This is a genomic window from Pseudomonas soli (assembly GCF_021283165.2).
Classification (GTDB): domain Bacteria; phylum Pseudomonadota; class Gammaproteobacteria; order Pseudomonadales; family Pseudomonadaceae; genus Aquipseudomonas; species Aquipseudomonas soli.
In genome coordinates, this window is the sequence record NZ_CP128543.1 from 1,846,532 (window position 1) to 1,862,739 (window position 16,208).

18 protein-coding genes are annotated in these 16,208 nt (G+C 65.5%); 9 read left to right on the forward strand and 9 right to left on the reverse strand.

What is annotated here, in order from left to right; genetic code table 11:
* Window positions 1–9: 9 nt before the first annotated feature.
* Window positions 10–894 (forward strand): LysR family transcriptional regulator, encoded by an 885-nt coding sequence (locus tag LU688_RS08625; protein WP_038705656.1) that lies wholly within the window; start codon window positions 10–12, stop codon window positions 892–894.
* A gap of 104 nt (window positions 895–998) precedes the next feature.
* On the opposite strand, the gene LU688_RS08630 is transcribed toward LU688_RS08625, so the two are convergent.
* Window positions 999–1,748 (reverse strand): 3-oxoacyl-ACP reductase family protein, encoded by a 750-nt coding sequence (locus LU688_RS08630; RefSeq protein WP_094010672.1) that lies wholly within the window; start codon window positions 1,746–1,748, stop codon window positions 999–1,001.
* 118 nt (window positions 1,749–1,866) lie between these two features.
* On the opposite strand from LU688_RS08630, the gene LU688_RS08635 reads away from it, so the two are divergent.
* Complete coding sequence (locus LU688_RS08635) at window positions 1,867–2,802, forward strand: LysR family transcriptional regulator (protein ID WP_232888245.1); 936 nt, start codon at window positions 1,867–1,869, stop codon at window positions 2,800–2,802.
* 7 nt (window positions 2,803–2,809) lie between these two features.
* Here LU688_RS08635 and LU688_RS08640 read toward each other — a convergent pair whose 3' ends face one another.
* Together LU688_RS08640 and LU688_RS08645 are read right to left on the reverse strand one after the other, a co-directional pair.
* Entirely contained in the window at window positions 2,810–3,292 is a 483-nt protein-coding gene (locus LU688_RS08640; protein ID WP_094010670.1) for a GreA/GreB family elongation factor, read from the reverse strand.
* A gap of 2 nt (window positions 3,293–3,294) precedes the next feature.
* Window positions 3,295–3,693: a hypothetical protein gene (locus tag LU688_RS08645; protein WP_094010669.1), complete on the reverse strand. Its 399-nt coding sequence runs from the start codon at window positions 3,691–3,693 to the stop codon at window positions 3,295–3,297.
* Window positions 3,694–3,828: 135 nt separating this feature from the next.
* Here LU688_RS08645 and earP point away from each other — a divergent pair, with 135 nt between their 5' ends.
* The gene (earP, locus tag LU688_RS08650; protein ID WP_104444265.1) at window positions 3,829–4,962 is read left to right on the forward strand and encodes an elongation factor P maturation arginine rhamnosyltransferase EarP; all 1,134 of its coding nucleotides are present in this window, start codon (window positions 3,829–3,831) and stop codon (window positions 4,960–4,962) included.
* Window positions 4,963–5,010: 48 nt separating this feature from the next.
* The gene (gene efp, locus LU688_RS08655) at window positions 5,011–5,580 is read left to right on the forward strand and encodes an elongation factor P (protein ID WP_011532839.1); all 570 of its coding nucleotides are present in this window, start codon (window positions 5,011–5,013) and stop codon (window positions 5,578–5,580) included.
* Window positions 5,581–5,688: 108 nt separating this feature from the next.
* Here the strand turns inward: efp and LU688_RS08660 are convergent, their stop codons facing one another.
* The 3 genes from LU688_RS08660 to LU688_RS08670 all read right to left on the reverse strand — a co-directional run bounded on the left by LU688_RS08660 (window position 5,689) and on the right by LU688_RS08670 (window position 7,715).
* A complete protein-coding gene (locus tag LU688_RS08660) occupies window positions 5,689–6,117 on the reverse strand; it encodes an organic hydroperoxide resistance protein (RefSeq protein WP_023632623.1) in 429 nt (142 codons plus the stop codon).
* A gap of 130 nt (window positions 6,118–6,247) precedes the next feature.
* Window positions 6,248–6,703, reverse strand: coding sequence for a MarR family winged helix-turn-helix transcriptional regulator (locus LU688_RS08665; protein WP_023632624.1), 456 nt, complete (start codon window positions 6,701–6,703; stop codon window positions 6,248–6,250).
* 55 nt (window positions 6,704–6,758) lie between these two features.
* Entirely contained in the window at window positions 6,759–7,715 is a 957-nt protein-coding gene (locus LU688_RS08670; protein WP_094010667.1) for a LysR family transcriptional regulator, read from the reverse strand.
* 115 nt (window positions 7,716–7,830) lie between these two features.
* On the opposite strand from LU688_RS08670, the gene LU688_RS08675 reads away from it, so the two are divergent.
* Entirely contained in the window at window positions 7,831–8,580 is a 750-nt protein-coding gene (locus LU688_RS08675) for a sulfite exporter TauE/SafE family protein (RefSeq protein WP_094010666.1), read from the forward strand.
* 76 nt (window positions 8,581–8,656) lie between these two features.
* Here LU688_RS08675 and LU688_RS08680 read toward each other — a convergent pair whose 3' ends face one another.
* Window positions 8,657–9,508, reverse strand: coding sequence for a LysR substrate-binding domain-containing protein (locus LU688_RS08680; RefSeq protein ID WP_031316005.1), 852 nt, complete (start codon window positions 9,506–9,508; stop codon window positions 8,657–8,659).
* A gap of 96 nt (window positions 9,509–9,604) precedes the next feature.
* Between LU688_RS08680 and LU688_RS08685 the strand changes: the two genes are divergently transcribed.
* A complete protein-coding gene (locus tag LU688_RS08685) occupies window positions 9,605–9,823 on the forward strand; it encodes a DUF1127 domain-containing protein (protein WP_031316004.1) in 219 nt (72 codons plus the stop codon).
* Between the two features lie 71 nt (window positions 9,824–9,894).
* A complete protein-coding gene (locus LU688_RS08690; RefSeq protein WP_094010665.1) occupies window positions 9,895–11,115 on the forward strand; it encodes a winged helix-turn-helix domain-containing protein in 1,221 nt (406 codons plus the stop codon).
* Here LU688_RS08690 and LU688_RS08695 read toward each other — a convergent pair.
* Complete coding sequence (locus LU688_RS08695) at window positions 11,096–12,442, reverse strand: class II 3-deoxy-7-phosphoheptulonate synthase (RefSeq protein ID WP_038705662.1); 1,347 nt, start codon at window positions 12,440–12,442, stop codon at window positions 11,096–11,098. The genes LU688_RS08690 and LU688_RS08695 overlap by 20 nt on opposite strands.
* 116 nt (window positions 12,443–12,558) lie before the next feature.
* On the opposite strand from LU688_RS08695, the gene LU688_RS08700 reads away from it, so the two are divergent.
* Together LU688_RS08700 and LU688_RS08705 are read left to right on the forward strand one after the other, a co-directional pair.
* Window positions 12,559–13,314, forward strand: coding sequence for a spermidine synthase (locus LU688_RS08700; protein ID WP_023630401.1), 756 nt, complete (start codon window positions 12,559–12,561; stop codon window positions 13,312–13,314).
* 325 nt (window positions 13,315–13,639) lie between these two features.
* Entirely contained in the window at window positions 13,640–15,322 is a 1,683-nt protein-coding gene (locus LU688_RS08705; RefSeq protein ID WP_038705663.1) for a DEAD/DEAH box helicase, read from the forward strand.
* Window positions 15,323–15,408: 86 nt separating this feature from the next.
* Here the strand turns inward: LU688_RS08705 and LU688_RS08710 are convergent, their stop codons facing one another.
* Window positions 15,409–16,161 (reverse strand): DODA-type extradiol aromatic ring-opening family dioxygenase, encoded by a 753-nt coding sequence (locus LU688_RS08710; protein ID WP_160291408.1) that lies wholly within the window; start codon window positions 16,159–16,161, stop codon window positions 15,409–15,411.
* Window positions 16,162–16,208: the final 47 nt, after the last annotated feature.

A 16,208-nucleotide genomic window follows, 5' to 3' on the forward strand; every position in this document is an offset into this window, starting at 1 on the left:
GATAGATCCATGAACCTGAAGCAGCTCGAATACGCCTTGGCCGTGGCTGACACCGGCAGTTTCACCCGCGCCGCCGAACGCTGCCACGTGGTGCAATCGGCCCTCAGCCATCAGGTGGCACGGCTGGAGGCACAGTTGGGGGTAAGCCTGTTCGAGCGCAGTTCGCGGCGGGTGCGCCTGACCCCGGCCGGCGAGGCCTTCGTGCTCAGTGCCCGGCCGGCAGTGGCGGCGGCGCGGCGGGTGGCCGAGGATGTTGCCGCCGCCTGCGGGCAGGTGCGTGGACGTTTGTCGATCGGCGAGATCAGCTCGCTCACCGCGCTGGACCTGGTCGATCTGCTGGCAGTGTTTCATGAGCGCTACCCTGATGTGGACGTGCGCTGGTTGACCGCCAAGAGCGAGTTGCTGGTGACGGACGTCTGCGAGCGGCGTCTTGACGTGGGCTTCATCGGCCTGTGGCAGGGCGAGGCGCTGCACGGCGTGCAGCATCGCCTGCTGGCGCGGGAGGAACTGGTGGCGGTACTGCCGCCTGGCCATCGGTTGGCGGGAAGGGTTCAGCTGGCCCTGGCCGAGCTGGCCGACGAGGTGCTGGTGGACTTTCCCGAGGGCACCGGGGCGCGTCGACAGACCGACGAGGCGTTCCAGGCGGCAGGGTTGCGGCATCGGGTGCAGTTCGAGATCGGTCATATCCGCCTGGTGGAAAAGTTCGTGCAGCGGAGCATGGCCGTGGGCCTGGTCCCCGAGCGGATCGCTCGGGGTTTCACGCAGGTCGCGATGGTGCCCCTGGTAGATGCGCCGGTGCGGCATCTGTACGCGGTGTGGTCGCCCAGCCCCACGCCGGCGGCGCGGGCGTTTCTGGACGTACTTGAAGAAAAACTGCTGGCGGCCGATGGATAACCCTTGACCGCCGACTCCTACAGGTGCGGCGCGGATCTTGAACGCGGCGCTGTACCTGTGGGAGCCGGCTTGCCGGCGATGAGGCCCGCGCAGGCAATTACAAATCAGGCCGCGAAACCACCATCGGCCAGCAGGCTCGCGCCGGTGATGTAGCCGGCCTCAGGCCCCGCCAGGTAGGCGACGAAGCTGGCGATCTCGTCTGCCTGGCCATAGCGCCCGATGGCCATCAGCGGGATCAGGCTCTCGGCGAACTCGCCACTGGCCGGATTCATGTCGGTGTCCACCGGCCCTGGCTGCACATTGTTGATGGTGATCCCCTGCGGCCCGAGGTCACGGGCCAGGCCCTTGGTCAGGCCGACCAGCGCCGACTTGCTCATGGCATAGGGCGCGCCGCCGGCGAACGGCATGCGCTCGGCGTTGGTGCTGCCGATGTTGATGACCCGTCCGCCCTGGCCCATGTACTTCACTGCCGCCTGGGTGGCCACGAACACGCTGCGCACATTGACCGCCAGCAGTCGGTCGAAGTCGGCCAGGTCGAACTCGGCGACCGGCGCCACCGCCAGCACACCGGCGTTGTTGACCAGGATGTCCAGGCCGCCGAAGGCCTTCGCGGTATCGGCCACGGCTTGCTGCACGGCCTGGGTGTCGGCGCTGTCGGCACGCAGGGCCAGGGCCTGGCCGCCGCCGCTGTTGATCTCGCCTGCCAGGGCCTCGGCGCTGGCGCTCGAGCTGACATAGGTGAAGGCGACCTTGGCGCCTTCGCGGGCCAGGCGGCGGACGATGGCCGCGCCGATACCACGGGAACCGCCCTGGACCAGGGCCACCTTGCCGGTGAGAGGAAGTGCTTGGGACATGCTGATCTCCTGCGTTCAAGCAAGGCCGGATGCCTTGGATAGACACAGTATCGAACGTGGATTGCATGCTGATAAGATGGTAATCGCGATATACAGAGTAAACCTTTGGTTGTTAATCATGAGTATGGAATCGTTCAGTAGCCTGGAATGCTTCGTGCGCAGTGCCGAGGTCGGCAGTTTCGCCGAGGCGGCCCGGCGTTTGTCATTGACCCCGGCGGCGGTGGGCAAGAACGTCGCCCAACTGGAGGCGCGCCTGGGGGTGCGGTTGTTCCAGCGCAGCACGCGCAAGCTCACATTGACCGAGGCCGGGCAGCGCTTCCTGGGCGAGGTCGGCGACAGCCTGCGTACCATCCAATATGCCATGGCCAACCTGGCCAGCGCCGAGGGGCAACCGGCGGGGCTGCTGCGGGTGAGCATGGGCACGGTGTTCGGGCGCTTGTACGTTGTGCCGCTGTTGGGCGAGTTCCTGCGCCGTTACCCGGCGATCTCGCCGGACTGGCATTTCGACAACCGCCAGGTCGACCTGATCGGCCAGGGTTTCGATGCTGCTCTCGGCGGTGGGTTCGACCTTCCGCCCGGGGTGGTGGCACGCAAGCTGACGCCCGCGCATCGAGTGCTGGTGGCCTCGCCGGGCTATGTGCGGCAGCACGGGCCGATCGATCGGCCGGAACAGTTACAGGCTTGCACCGGCATCCTCATCCGCTCGCCGCAGACCGGCAGGGTGCGCAGCTGGCCGCTGACCAGCCGCTGGCAGGAGCAACAACCCTTGCGGCTGCAGCAACACATGACCATGAGCGATTCGGATGCTGCCTGCGCGGTGGCCGAGCAGGGCCTGGGCATCGCCCTGGTCAGCCTGCCGTTCGCCTTGCCTTACCTGACCTCAGGCCGCCTGTGCAGGGTGTTGCCGGATTGGTACGTCGACGATGGGCATATCAGCCTGTACTACGCCGAGCGCAAGCTGTTGCCGGGCAAGACCCGCGCCTTCATTGATTTCGTGGTGCAGGAGTTTGCCGAGCAGGGGCTGGCACAGCGTTTCGACGCCTTGCAGCGATAACGCCCGATCAGACAATATCGATGATGAACTGCACCTGCACCACCCCTGCCAGCACCAGGCGTACTTCGTCATCCACGCGCTTGCCAAGCAGTTGCTGGCCTAGCGGTGCGCGAGGTGTGATTACCGTCACCAGCGCCTCTCCCTCGCCAATCTTCAAGCCGGCGCCCTCGGGGCCGAGGAACAGCCTGCGGCGTAGGCCCTGTTCATCCTCCAGGGTCACCAGGCAGCCGACCTGGATCCCCCGCGCCGGGTCATAGTCGCGCGGTACCAGTTGCTGGTAGGTCTGCAGCGCCTGGCGGATCTCAGCGGTGCGCCGAGCCTGTCCGGTGGCCAGGTACGAAGCCTCGAGCCCCAAGGTGTCGTACTTGTTCTCGGCGATATTCTCTTCGGCGGTGGCGGCCTCGTAGGCGGTCTGGGCGGCGCGGCGCAGCACCTCCATGTCGTGCTCGAGGGTGGTGACGATGCGCTGCAGCAGGGTGGCCTTGTCCATGGTCAGTAGCAGAACTCCAATACGTTGGCCTGGCTCTTGTCGGTCGGCGCGGTACGGTTCTGCTGCAGCCAGAACTGGCACTTGGGGCTGTTGAGGTTGCGCGGGTTGCCCTGGGCGGCCTCGGCGGCATGCTGCAATTCCTGCTTGTGCAGGATGTCCTTGTAATGTTCGAACATCTGCGCCTGGGCATCGGCCGGTGGCGCTGGAGGAGCGGTTGGCGCAGGCAGGACCTGCGCGGGGGCGGTGGCCTCGACCAGCGGTTGCACCTGCTGTGGCCACAAGTGCAGGGCCAGCCACAGGCTCACGGCGATCGCCAATGCGCCGAGCCACAGGCCGAGGGCGACGCACAGCACCAGTTGCACCGGTTTCAGGGTGATCTTCAATTCGCGGGGGCGGGGCATGGTGGCCTCCTGGCAGGCGGGGCGAGGGCGCCATTCTCGCATGCCGCGGCAGGTATTTTCAGCGCCGCGCTTTTGTTGGCCGGCATTTTTCAGCAAAATCCGCGGTCTTTTTTCCGCAGGTAACGGAACGTGGCGATGAAAATCACCTGGGACATCTTCTGCACGGTCGTCGACAACTATGGCGACATCGGCGTCACCTGGCGCCTGGCGCGCCAGCTGGCGAGCGAGCATGACCTGGCCGTGCGCCTGTGGGTGGATGACCTGCAAGCCTTCGTGCCCCTGTGCCCAGAGGCCGACAGCCAAGCCGAGCAGCAGTGGCGGCAGGGGGTCGAGGTACGCCACTGGCCGGCCACGTGGCAAGGCGCGGAGCCGGCGCAGGTGGTGGTGGGCGCCTTCGCCTGCCAGCTGCCGCAGGCCTATGTCGAGGCCATGGGCGAGCAGGCCAAGCCGCCCTTGTGGCTGAACTTGGACTACCTCAGTGCCGAAGACTGGGTGGATGGCTGCCATGGCTTGCCGTCGCCCCAGGCCAATGGGTTGCGCAAGTTCTTTTTCTTCCCGGGTTTCACCGAGAAGACCGGTGGCCTGTTGCGCGAAGCTGCCTTGCTGCCCCGTTGCCAGGCGTTCCGCCAGGCGCCGAATGAGCGGGCGAGGTTCCTGGCAGGGCTGGGCGTCCACCCCGAGGCCGGGGCGCGGCTGATCTCGCTGTTCGCCTACGAGAATCCACAGTTGGGCAACTGGCTCGACGTACTGGCCGAAGGCGCGCACCCCAGCCACCTGCTGGTACCGCAAGGGCGCATCCTGGGCGACCTCGGCCACTGGCTGGGCGAGGCGGACCTGGCCGTGGGGGCGCTGCATCGGCGCGGCGCCTTGACGGTCCAGGTGCTGCCTTTCGTCAGCCAGGACGACTACGACCGGTTGCTGTGGAGCTGCGATTTCAACGCCGTGCGCGGCGAGGATTCGTTCGTGCGGGCGCAATGGGCCGGCGTGCCGATGCTGTGGCACATCTACATCCAGGAAGAGAACGCCCACTGGGAAAAGCTCGAAGCATTCCTAGCCCTTTATTGCCATGGGCTGTCGGCCGCCGCCGGGCAGGCGTTGGGCGAATTGTGGCGGGCCTGGAACATGGACCGCCCGATGGGGCAGGCCTGGCAGGCGCTGCAGCCGCACTGGCAGGAAGTGCGCGAACATGCCCGCCAGTGGCAGGCCACGCAGGCCGCTCGGCCGGACCTTGCCACGAGGCTGGTACAGTTTTACCGAAATTCGCTATGATACGCGGCCTCGATTTTTATAAATCCATCCAGATTCGGATACTTCGTAATGAAAACTGGTAAAGAACTGAAACCCGGTACCGTACTGCGGATCGACAACGACCCGTGGCTGGTTCAGAAAGCTGAGTTCACCAAGTCGGGCCGTAACAGCGCGATCATGAAGACCAAGCTGAAGAACCTGCTGACCGGCTACAAGACCGAAACCGTATACGGTGCGGACGACAAGCTGGACGACGTGATCCTGGATCGCAAAGAAGCGACCCTGTCGTTCATCAGCGGTGACTCGTACACCTTCATGGACACCACCGACTACACCATGTACGAGCTGAACGCCGAAGACATCGACGCCGTTCTGCCGTACATCGAAGAAGGCATGGAAGACATCTGCGAAGCCGTCTTCTTCGAAGGCCGCCTGGTATCGGTAGAACTGCCGACCACCATCAGCCGCCAGGTTACCTACACCGAGAACGCCGCACGTGGCGACACCTCGGGCAAGGTCATGAAGCCTGCCAAGCTGAAGAACGGTACCGAGATCCAGGTTGCCGACTTCATCCAGATCGACGAGTGGATCGACATCGACACTCGCGACAACAGCTTCAAGGGCCGTTCCAAGAAGTAATCCTTCTTGCGATGAGCACGAAAAACCCGGCCTTGGCCGGGTTTTTTTGTGCTCGTGAAACCGTGTCGCCTTTATCGCGGGGCAAGTCGGGTCGCCCCGCGAAGGCATTCACACCGTCACATGCAGGCGCACATCCACATTGCCGCGGGTGGCGTTGGAGTACGGGCAGACCTTGTGCGCCTTCTCCACCAGCCCTTCTGCGTCGGCCTGGGCCAGGCCAGGCAGGTTGATGTGCAGGTCGATGTCCAGGCCGAAACCACCGGGGATCTGGCCGATGCCGACCTTGGCGGTGATCGAGGCGTCAGCTGGCAGGGCTTTTTTCTCCTGGCCGGCGACGAACTTCAGCGCGCCGATGAAACAGGCCGAGTAACCTGCGGCGAACATCTGCTCGGGGTTGGTGCCATCACCCCCGGCACCGCCCAGCTCTTTCGGGGTGCTCAGCTTGACTTCCAGCTTGCCGTCGCTGGAGCGGGATTTGCCATCACGACCACCGGTGGAAGTGGCTTCTGCGATGTACAGCGGAGTGACCTTTTGCATCTTGAGCCTCGCTTGGGTGCTGTGCGCCGTCGGCGCTGAGTGGGTATGGGATTAACTTAGCGCGCAATTATTTAGTGCGCAAGTTAAATATTCGACCATTCATCCGAACAGCCATCTCACAGCTTAGACGTCAGAGGTTTTCTTGCAGCTGCGCGCGCAGGACGAGCAGGTCGGCCTGCAGTTTGCGCAGCTGCTCGGCGCTGTGGCCGCTGGCCTGCAGGATGCATTGCGGCACGCGCTGGGCTTCGGCCTGCAGGGCGCGGCCCTTGTCGGTCAGCTGCACCAGTACCACCCGTTCGTCCTCACGGCTGCGGCTGCGCTTGAGCAGGCCTTCGCTTTCCAGGCGCTTGAGCAGCGGGGTCAGGGAGCCGGGGTCGGTGAGCAGGCGCTGGCTGATCTCGCCCACGGTCAGGCCGTCCTGCTCCCACAGCACGAGCATGGCCAGGTACTGCGGGTAGGTCAGGCCCAGGGCCTGCAGCAGGGGCTTGTAGACCTTGGTCATCAACAACGAGGTCGAGTGCAGGGCGAAGCAGACCTGGTTGTCCAGCAGCAGCGCGTCGCAGGGGGCTTGGGTGTCGGCGTTCATGCAGGTCCTTGGAATCGGTGAGTAATAAAATCTAGCACGCCAAAGCTTGGTGCGCTCATTGCCAGCGCAGCTCGCTTCTCAGCGCCAGGTCCCAGGGCGGCACCGGGCTGAAACGGCTCTTGAGGAATTCGAGCAGCAAGCGGCTGCGAGAGTTCGTTTCATGTTCAAGGCGCAGTGCATAAATCCCGCTGGTTTCGGGGGGCGGCAGGCCGTTGTCGCAGAACAGGGGGAGCAGTTCGCCGCGCAGCAGGTAGTCGCTGACCAGCCAGGTCGGCAGGTGGGCGATGCCCAGCCCGGCCAAGGCACCGAACAGCAGCGTCTCGGCATTGTTGGCGGCCATGCGCATGCGCGTCGGGCGGTACAGGCGGGTCTGGCCACCGACCTCGAAGCGCCAGGCGAACGGTGGTGCCAGGCCGTCCCAGTCGAGGCCGTCATGCCCAGGCAACTCGCTCGGGCAGGCTGGTACGCCGCGATTGGCCAGGTACGCCGGGCTGGCGCAGGCGATCCGCACCATGTACGCCAGTGGCGTGGCCACCAGGCGGGTGTCGGCCAGGGGGCCTGCGCGCAGCACCAGGTCGACTTCGCCCAGGTGGCTGCCGTGCAGGTCGACGAAACTGTCGATCAGGCGCAGCTGCACGTCGAGCCCGGGGTAGGCCACCAGGAAGTCGGCGATGGCCGGAGCAAGGTGGCGACGGCCGAACGCGGCCGGGGCGTCGATGCGGATCAGCCCATCGGGGGCGTTGCTCAGGGATACCGCCTCGGCCCGGGCCAGGCGCAGTTCCTCGATGATGCGCCGGGCCCGTTCGGCAAACGCATTGCCAGCGGGTGTGGCGCGCACCGCGTGGGTGCTGCGCGAGAACAGGCGGCTGCCTACCGCGTTTTCCAGGCTGTCGATGCGCCTGGCCACCGCCGAAGGCGTAAGCGGATGGCGACGGGCGGCGGCGGAAAAACTGCCGGTCTCCAGCACATCGAGAAAAAGACTCAGTTGTTCGGTGAGGATATCGGGGCTCATGACGGCTCTGCTTGTGCGGATTGCGCAAAGCCATTGTGCGTTGCTGTGCGTTTCCCCGCCAGCCGGGACTGGGTAGCATGCCGGCATTCTCTGAGAGCAGGCGGATGAGGCGCGAATGATCGAGTGGTTGATGTACATCGTTTTGGGCGCAGCCCTGGGCACCTTGGGTGGCTTGTTCGGGATTGGTGGCGGGCTGATCGCGATCCCGGCGCTGGGGGTGCTGTTCGGCCTTGACCAGCAACTGGCCCAGGGCACCGCCCTGGTGATGGTGGTGCCCAACGTGCTGCTTGCGCTGTGGCGCTATCACCAGCGCAACCGCATCGAGTTACGCCATGCCGTGCCGCTGTCGTTGTGCAGCTTGTTGTTCGCCTGGCTGGGGTCGATCTGGGCAGTGGGCATCGATGCCCAGTCGATGCGCCTGTATTTCGTTGGTTTCCTGGTGGCCCTGGCGTTGTGGAACGTGGCGCGCATGTTCCTGCCGGTGAAGCCGCCGAGCAACCAGCTGCGCTTTCCCTGGCCATGGCTGGGCGTGCTGGGCAGCTTTGCCGGGACCATGGGCGGGCTGTTCGGCGTGGGCGGCGCGGTGGTGGCCACGCCGATATTGACTTCTGTGTTCGGCACCACCCAGGTGGTGGCCCAGGGGTTGTCGCTGGCATTGGCGGCGCCGAGCACTGCGGTGACCCTGCTGACCTATGGTCTGCACCAGAGCGTGGACTGGAGCATCGGGGTGCCGTTGGCGGTGGGCGGGTTGCTGAGCATCAGCTGGGGGGTGAAGCTGGCCCACGCGTTGCCGGAAAAGGTCCTGCGCTCGATGTTCTGTGTGTTTCTGGTGGTGTGCGCGGTGATGCTCGGGCTCGAGCTCTGAGCGCAAGGGGCTGCAGAGCCCATCGCCCTCTGTAGGAGCCGGCTTGCCGGCGAAAAGGGCGCGAAGCGTCCTCGGCTTACTTGAACCCTTCGACGATGTACTCGGCCATGCAGTCGGTAATTGGCGAATGCTGCTGGTCATTGCGCAGCAGCATCACATTGGCCATGTGCAACTGCGGCAGGCCATCGTCCTCGCCGAGGATGCGCAGTTCGCCGCCAACCAGGCTGTGCAACTGCGCGGTCACCGCCAGCCCCGCCTGCACGATGGCGAAGATCGCCGCCAGGCTCGGGCTGGTGTAGGCAATACGGTACTCGATGCCGTGGCGCTCCAGGGCATTGCAGGTCCAGGCGCGGCAAAAGCAGTCGGTGTTGAACAACGCCAGTGGCATGGGCCGCTGCTCCTGCGGGCAGAAGCCCTTGGCCGCGGCCCACACCAGGCGCTCCTGGCGCAGCAACTGGCCGACTTCGTTGCCGGGCTCGCGGGTGACGATGGTCAGGTCCAGGTCCTGGCGCAGCATCAGCTGCTTTGACGAATCGCAATGCACCTCGACATGGATCAGCGGGTAGGCCTGGGCGAAGCGGGTGAGGATGCCCGGCAGGTAGCGCATGGCGTAGTCGTCCGGGGTGCCGATGCGCACCACCCCGACCATGTGCGGCATGCGCAGCGTGTTGAATACCTCGCCATGCAGCTTGAGGATGCGTCGGGCATAGCCCAGCAGCACCTGGCCCTCGGCGGTCAGGCGCACCTGGCGGCCATCGCGCTCGAACAGCTGGCGCTGCAGGATGTCTTCTTCCAGGCGCTTCATCTGCATGCTCACCGCCGACTGGGTGCGGTTGACCACTTCGCCGGCGCGGGTGAAGCCGCCTTGCTCGGCAATGGCGACGAAGGTGCGCAGCACCTCGGCGTCGAGACTCTGATACTGGGACATGGCATCAATCTCCGAGATGCATGGCATCAGAAACATTCGTTGGATTGATCTTAGGCCTGGGACGAGACTGGAGCCATCCACAAGGAGGGCGTCATGATGAAAGGTCATTTCAACGTAGCTCACCAACCGGCCGCATCCCTGGGCCATCTGTGGCACGACGCCAGCGGGCTGGTGCTGCGCTGGTTCGAACTGCACCGCCAGCGTGACGAGCTGGCGCGTCTGAGCGATGCCACGCTGCACGACCTGGGGTTGTCGCGGGCGGATATCCAGCAGGAGGCCGACCGGCATTTCTGGGAGGACCCGTTGCGTAAATGAAGGTGGTTACAATCGCGGGGCTTGCCCCGCGATTGCGTCTTTACTGTCTGGACACCAGACGGAGCCACCTCATGTCCTTTAGCCTGTCCCTCGCCCAGGCCCGCCGCCTGGCCTTGTCCGCCCAGGGCTTTGGCAAGTCGCCCGCGCAGCCGCCGACCCTCGCCAATCTCAAACGCATGCTCCAGCGCCTGGGCGTGGTGCAGATCGACTCGGTCAACGCGCTGGTGCGCTCCCATTACCTGCCGTTGTTCTCGCGCCTTGGCGACTATCCAGCCGACCAGCTGGACCAGCTCGCCTGGGGCAAGCGCCGCCAGCGGCGGCTATTCGAATATTGGGGGCATGAGGCCTCGCTGCTGCCGTTGGAGCTCTACCCGCTGATGCGCTGGCGCATGGCCCACGCCGCCGACGGCAAGGGCATCTACCGACAACTGGCGACCTTTGGCCGTGAGCGGCGCGAGGTCATCGAGCGGGTACTGGCTGCCGTGCGCGAGCGCGGCGCGTTGGGTGCAGGCAGCCTGTCGACCCGCGAGGAGCGCGCCGGCCCTTGGTGGGACTGGAGCGAAGAAAAGCACGCGCTGGAATGGCTGTTCGCCGCTGGCGAGGTCACCGTGGCCGGGCGTCGCGGTTTCGAGCGCCTGTACGACCTGCCCGAGCGGGTGCTACCAGTGGAAATCCTCGATCAGGCCCAGCCCAGCGAGGCTGAAGCGCACCAGGGCTTGCTGCTGCACGCGGCCGGCGCCCTGGGCGTGGCCACCGAACAGGACCTGCGTGATTACTTTCGCCTCTCGCCGCAACAGAGCAAGGCCGCCCTGGCTGTGCTGGTCGAGGACGGGCGCCTGCAGGCCTGCGCCGTGCAGGGCTGGAAACAGCCGGCGTATGTCGCGGGCGTGCCACGGATTCCCCGACGCATCGAAGCCAGCGCCTTGTTGTCGCCGTTCGATTCATTGGTCTGGGCGCGGGATCGCACCGAGCGCCTGTTCGATTTCCGCTATCGCCTGGAGATCTACACCCCCGCGCACAAGCGGGTGTACGGCTACTACGTGCTGCCGTTCCTGCACGACGGGCGCATCGCCGCGCGCCTGGACCTGCGTGCCGAACGCGCCCACGGACGCCTGGCGGTGCATGCGGTGCACGAAGAGGCGATGGGGCTGGACGAGGCGGGCTACCAGGCGTTGGCGCTCAGCCTGCAGAAGCTGGCCAACTGGCTGGGCCTGGCGCAGGTGCAGCTCAACTGCCCCCGCGCCGAGGGCAGCCGGCTGCGTCAGGCATTGCTCAGCGGCGTACCTGCTTGAGGGTTTCGGCGATCAGGAAGGCCAGTTCCAGCGACTGGTCGGCGTTCATGCGCGGGTCGCAGTGGGTGTGGTAGCGGTCGGAGAGCGCGTCCTCGGTGATCGGCCGGGCGCCGCCGATGCACTCGGTGACGTTCTGCCCGGTCATCTCGATATGGATGCCACCGGCGTGGCTGCCCTCGGCCTGGTGCACCTGGAAGAACTGCTTGACCTCATCGAGGATCTGCGCGAAGTCGCGGGTCTTGTAGCCGCTGCTGGCCTTGATGGTATTGCCATGCATCGGGTCCGAGCTCCACAGCACCTGGCGGCCCTCGCGCTGCACGGTGCGGATCAGCCCCGGCAGGTGGTCGCCGACCTTGCCGGCGCCCATGCGCACGATCAGGTTCAGGCGGCCCGGGTCGTTGTCCGGGTTGAGCACGTCGATCAGGCGGATCAGCTCCTCGGGGTTCATGCTCGGGCCGACCTTGACCCCGATCGGGTTGTGCACGCCGCGCAGGAACTCGACGTGGGCGCCGTCGAGCTGGCGGGTGCGGTCGCCGATCCACAGCATGTGCGCCGAGCAGTCGTAGTAGTCGCCGGTCAGGCTGTCGCTGCGCACGAAGGCTTCTTCATAGTTGAGCAGCAGCGCTTCGTGGGCGGTGAAGAAGCTGGTTTCGCGCAGTTGCGGCGCCGTGTCCAGGCCGCAGGCGCGCATGAAGGCCAGGGTTTCGTCGATGCGGTTGGCCAACTGGTGATACTTGTCGGCCAGCGCCGAGTTGGCGATGAAATCGAGGTTCCACTTGTGCACCTGGTGCAGGTCGGCAAAGCCACCCTGGGCGAAGGCGCGCAGCAGGTTGAGGCTGGCGGTGGCCTGGTGGTAGGCCTGTAACAGGCGCTCGGGGTCGGGAATGCGGCTTTTCGCGTCGAAGCCGATGCCGTTTACGATGTCGCCACGGTAGGCGGGCAGGGTGACGTCGCCGATGGTTTCGTCGTTGGCCGAGCGTGGCTTGGCGAACTGCCCGGCCATGCGCCCGACCTTGACCACCGGGCAGCCGGCGGCGAAGGTCATGACAATGGCCATCTGCAGCAGCACCTTGAAGGTGTCGCGGATCTTCGCCGCGGAGAACTCGGCGAAGCTCTCGGCGCAGTCGCCACCCTGCAGCAGGAACGCCCGGCCCTGGGTCACCTCGGCGAACTGCCGGCGCAGCTCGCGGGCTTCGCCGGCAAACACCAGCGGCGGGTAGCTGGCCAGGGTCTGCTCGACCTTCAGCAGGTGCGCGGCGTCGGGGTAGATCGGTTGCTGCTGGATCGGCAGTGTGCGCCAGCTGTCAGGGGTCCATTGTCGGGTCATTGCAAGCTCTATCCATAAGTGTCGTTAAGGCCTGCCAGCCATGGTACGCCCGCGCGTGCTTGTTGCACCACCGGCATTGGCGGACAATGGCGGTTTTGCGCGGGCAGGTGGTAGGGATGGCGACGGAGCGGGAAGAGCGGCTGCTGGCACGGGTCGAGGATGCCTTTGGCGTCATCAGCGTGTACGAGGTGGATGACTATCGCTTCCTCGAGTTCGGCGACGCCATCGAGCAGAGCTGCACCTTCACCGCCGACCCCAGCTGGCTGGAGTACGACTACACCCGCGCCATGCTGGTTGGCGCGCTGTGCCACGAACAGCCGGAAAGCGCGTTGTTCCTCGGCCTTGGCGCCGGCACCCTGACCCAGGCGTGCCTGAAGTTCCTGCCGCTGGAGGACGTCGAGGCCATCGAACTGCGCCCGGACGTGCCGCGCCTGGCCATGGAATTCATGGGCCTGGACGACGATCCGCGGCTGTACGTGCGGGTAGGCGACGCCCTCGAGCTGCTGCCCAGCGCCGAAAAGGCCGATCTGCTGTTCGTCGACCTGTATACCGACTATGGCCCCGGCGTCGGGCATCTGGCCTGGGGGTTCCTGGAAAACTGCCAGAAGCAGCTCAACCCAGGGGGGTGGCTGGTGATCAACCAGTGGGCCGGGGACGATGGCAAGCCACTGGGCGCGGCCTTGTTGCGTGGGCTGTACCATCGCCATTACTGGGAACTGCCGGTGAAGGAGGGTAACGTGATCCTGCTGGTGCCGGCGGACCTGGAGCAGACGCTGGATATCGATGCCGTGCGGGCGCGGGCCGCAACCCTGGCGCCGCAGCTGGGGTACTCGCTGGAGTACCTGATCAAGGCCATCCGCCCGGCGACCTGAATCGATGAGGGCAGCGCCGGGCCTGCGGGGAAACGATTCAGCCTGGATCCAATCCTGGCCTTGATCCTAGAAATATTTCTCACAGTTCACGGCGGATTCGGGTATAGTACGCGCCGGTCTTTTAGCGGACCTCGAATCAGGTGGTGCAAATCCTCCGAACCCAGCTTCGGCTGCGCGTCCGCTAGTCGGACCTTCCCAAGATGTTCCTTTTTCAATCGTTTTCGCAAATCCCCGCCGCCAAAACTGCCTGGGTGACCGCTTGGTCTTTCAAGGCATGTGCAGTTTTGGAGCATGGGTCTTTGCGGATGCACCTAGAGGCAGACCCATGACCCAGGAAACCGGCGGATTCGCCGCTCTCGATCTCAATCCGAATATCGTTGCTGCTGTTCTGGCCACCGGCTACGAAGAGCCTTCGGCTATTCAGCATCAGTCGATCCCGATCATCCTCGCCGGTCACGACATGATCGGCCAGGCGCAGACTGGCACCGGCAAGACCGCTGCCTTCGCCCTGCCGATCCTCAACAAGATCGACGTGAGCAAGCGCGAACCGCAAGCCCTGATCCTGGCGCCAACCCGTGAGTTGGCGCTGCAAGTAGCCACCGCTTTCGAAACCTACGCCAAGCAGATGCCGGGCGTTAACGTGGTGGCTGTTTACGGTGGTGCCCCGATGGGCCCACAACTGCGTGCCATTCGTAACGGCGCGCAAATCGTCGTGGCCACCCCTGGCCGCCTGTGCGACCACCTGCGCCGCGACGAGAAAGTCCTGTCCACCGTTCAGTACCTGGTACTCGACGAAGCCGACGAAATGCTCAAGCTGGGCTTCATGGACGACCTCGAAGTGATCTTCGACGCCATCCCTGCAACCCGCCAGACCGTACTGTTCTCCGCCACCCTGCCGGCCTCGATCCGTGCCATCGCCGAGCGCCACCTGCGCGAGCCGAAGCACGTCAAGATCCAGAGCAAGACCCAGACCGTGACCGCGATCGAGCAGGCCCACCTGATGGTCCACGCCGACCAGAAGATCCCGGCCGTGCTGCGCCTGCTGGAAGTGGAAGAGTTCGACGCGCTGATCGCCTTCGTGCGTACCAAGCAAGCCACCCTGGACCTGGCTGCCGCCCTGGAAGCCAAAGGCTACAAGGCTGCCGCGCTGAACGGCGACATCGCCCAGAACCAGCGTGAGCGCGTGATCGACTCGCTCAAGGATGGCCGCCTGGACATCGTCGTCGCCACCGACGTCGCTGCCCGTGGTCTGGACGTGCCGCGCATCACCCACGTGTTCAACGTCGACATGCCGTACGACCCGGAGTCCTACGTGCACCGTATCGGCCGTACTGGCCGTGCCGGTCGCGATGGCCGTGCGCTGCTGCTGGTCACCCCGCGTGAGCGCCGCATGCTGCAGGTGATCGAGCGTGTCACCGGGCAGAAGGTTGCCGAAGCCCGCCTGCCTAACCCGCAGGCCGTGCTGGACGCACGCATCAAGAAGCTGACCAAGAGCCTGGCGCCACTGGTGGCCGAGTCCGAGGCCAGCCATGGCGAGCTGTTCGACCGCCTGACCGCCGACCTGGGTTGCAGTGCCCGTGCCCTGGCTTCGGCCCTGCTGCGCAAGGCCACCAATGGCCAGGCGCTGGACCTGGCTTCGGTCGAGCGCGAGCAGCCGTTGGTGCCGACCCACACTCCGCGTGAGCGCAGCACTGGCGAGCGTACCGAGCGTGGTGAGCGCAGCGACCGTGGTGACCGCGAGCGTCGCGCGCCGATGCCGCTGGCTGAAGGCCGCGTGCGTTGCCGTACCGCCCTGGGTGCCCGTGACGGCATCGCCGCCAAGAACCTGCTGGGCGCTATCCTCAACGAGGGTGGCCTGGCGCGTGATGCCATCGGTCGTATCCAGGTGCGTGACAGCTTCAGCCTGATCGAGCTGCCGGAAGACGGCCTCGAGCGCCTGCTGACCAAGCTCAAGGACACCCGCGTAGCCGGCAAGCAGCTGAAGCTGCGTCGCTACCGCGAGGACTGATCCTGGCGCTGCAATAAAAAATCCCCGGCCTAGGTCGGGGATTTTTTTGCCTGTGTCCAGCACATGTAACCATGTGCATGGGAGCGTCAGTCGAACCGATAGATATCCATCCCCAGCGCCCCCAGCGTGAATCCCTGGTGAACGATGCCAAACCGCTCGCCAGCGCCCATGGCGAAGAACAGCGGCAGCAGGTGCTCGTCACTGGGATGATTGCGCACTGCAAACGGTGCCTGGCGCCGATAGTCCACAAGCGCCGCCTCGTCTCCCGCCTTCAGCTGCTCCACCACCCAATCACGAAACGCCAGCGCCCAGGGCTCGACCGCATCCGGCCCGGCATGCCAGTCCAGCTCACCCAGGTTATGGGTGATGCTGCCCGAGCCGATCAGCAGGATGCCTTCCTCACCCAGCTGCGCCAGCGCCTGCCCGACCTTCAGTTGCAGGGCGGGGCCGGCCTGGCTGGGCAGCGACACCTGGACTACCGGAATCTCCGCCTGCGGATACATCAGCGCCAGTGGCACCCAGGCACCATGGTCGAAAGGCCGCTGCTCATCCAGGCGGGCGCCGAGCAACCCGGCCAGCCGCTGCGCCAGTGCCGGTTCGCCGGGAGCCGGGTAGTGCACCGCGTACAGGGCCGGCGGAAAACCATGGAAGTCATGCCAGGTCTGCGGGTGTGGGTTGCTCATCACCAGCAGTTCGCGGCTCTCCCAGTGCGCCGACACCACCACGATCGCCTTCGGGCGGGGCAGGGCGCGGGCCAGCGCGGCCAGGGCCGGGCCGCTGGCGCCGGGTTGCAGGGCGAGCATGGGTGAGCCATGGGAAATGAACAGGCTGGGCAGCATGACGGGGTCCTGGCAGGTAAGATGCTGCCATCTTCGATCAGCCTTCG

Bases quoted from the DNA above. Each gene is read 5' to 3' on its own strand.
- LU688_RS08700 (WP_023630401.1), top strand. From the start codon at position 12,559: ATGGCGACGGAGCGGGAAGAGCGGCTGCTGGCACGGGTCGAGGATGCC.
- LU688_RS08680 (WP_031316005.1), bottom strand. From the start codon at position 9,508: ATGTCCCAGTATCAGAGTCTCGACGCCGAGGTGCTGCGCACCTTCGTC.
- efp (WP_011532839.1), top strand. From the start codon at position 5,011: ATGAAAACTGGTAAAGAACTGAAACCCGGTACCGTACTGCGGATCGAC.
- LU688_RS08670 (WP_094010667.1), bottom strand. From the start codon at position 7,715: ATGAGCCCCGATATCCTCACCGAACAACTGAGTCTTTTTCTCGATGTG.
- LU688_RS08630 (WP_094010672.1), bottom strand. From the start codon at position 1,748: ATGTCCCAAGCACTTCCTCTCACCGGCAAGGTGGCCCTGGTCCAGGGC.
- LU688_RS08640 (WP_094010670.1), bottom strand. From the start codon at position 3,292: ATGGACAAGGCCACCCTGCTGCAGCGCATCGTCACCACCCTCGAGCAC.
- earP (WP_104444265.1), top strand. From the start codon at position 3,829: ATGAAAATCACCTGGGACATCTTCTGCACGGTCGTCGACAACTATGGC.
- LU688_RS08710 (WP_160291408.1), bottom strand. From the start codon at position 16,161: ATGCTGCCCAGCCTGTTCATTTCCCATGGCTCACCCATGCTCGCCCTG.
- LU688_RS08635 (WP_232888245.1), top strand. From the start codon at position 1,867: ATGAGTATGGAATCGTTCAGTAGCCTGGAATGCTTCGTGCGCAGTGCC.
- LU688_RS08690 (WP_094010665.1), top strand. From the start codon at position 9,895: ATGTCCTTTAGCCTGTCCCTCGCCCAGGCCCGCCGCCTGGCCTTGTCC.
- LU688_RS08695 (WP_038705662.1), bottom strand. From the start codon at position 12,442: ATGACCCGACAATGGACCCCTGACAGCTGGCGCACACTGCCGATCCAG.
- LU688_RS08625 (WP_038705656.1), top strand. From the start codon at position 10: ATGAACCTGAAGCAGCTCGAATACGCCTTGGCCGTGGCTGACACCGGC.
- LU688_RS08685 (WP_031316004.1), top strand. From the start codon at position 9,605: ATGAAAGGTCATTTCAACGTAGCTCACCAACCGGCCGCATCCCTGGGC.
- LU688_RS08705 (WP_038705663.1), top strand. From the start codon at position 13,640: ATGACCCAGGAAACCGGCGGATTCGCCGCTCTCGATCTCAATCCGAAT.
- LU688_RS08675 (WP_094010666.1), top strand. From the start codon at position 7,831: ATGATCGAGTGGTTGATGTACATCGTTTTGGGCGCAGCCCTGGGCACC.
- LU688_RS08665 (WP_023632624.1), bottom strand. From the start codon at position 6,703: ATGAACGCCGACACCCAAGCCCCCTGCGACGCGCTGCTGCTGGACAAC.
- LU688_RS08660 (WP_023632623.1), bottom strand. From the start codon at position 6,117: ATGCAAAAGGTCACTCCGCTGTACATCGCAGAAGCCACTTCCACCGGT.
- LU688_RS08645 (WP_094010669.1), bottom strand. From the start codon at position 3,693: ATGCCCCGCCCCCGCGAATTGAAGATCACCCTGAAACCGGTGCAACTG.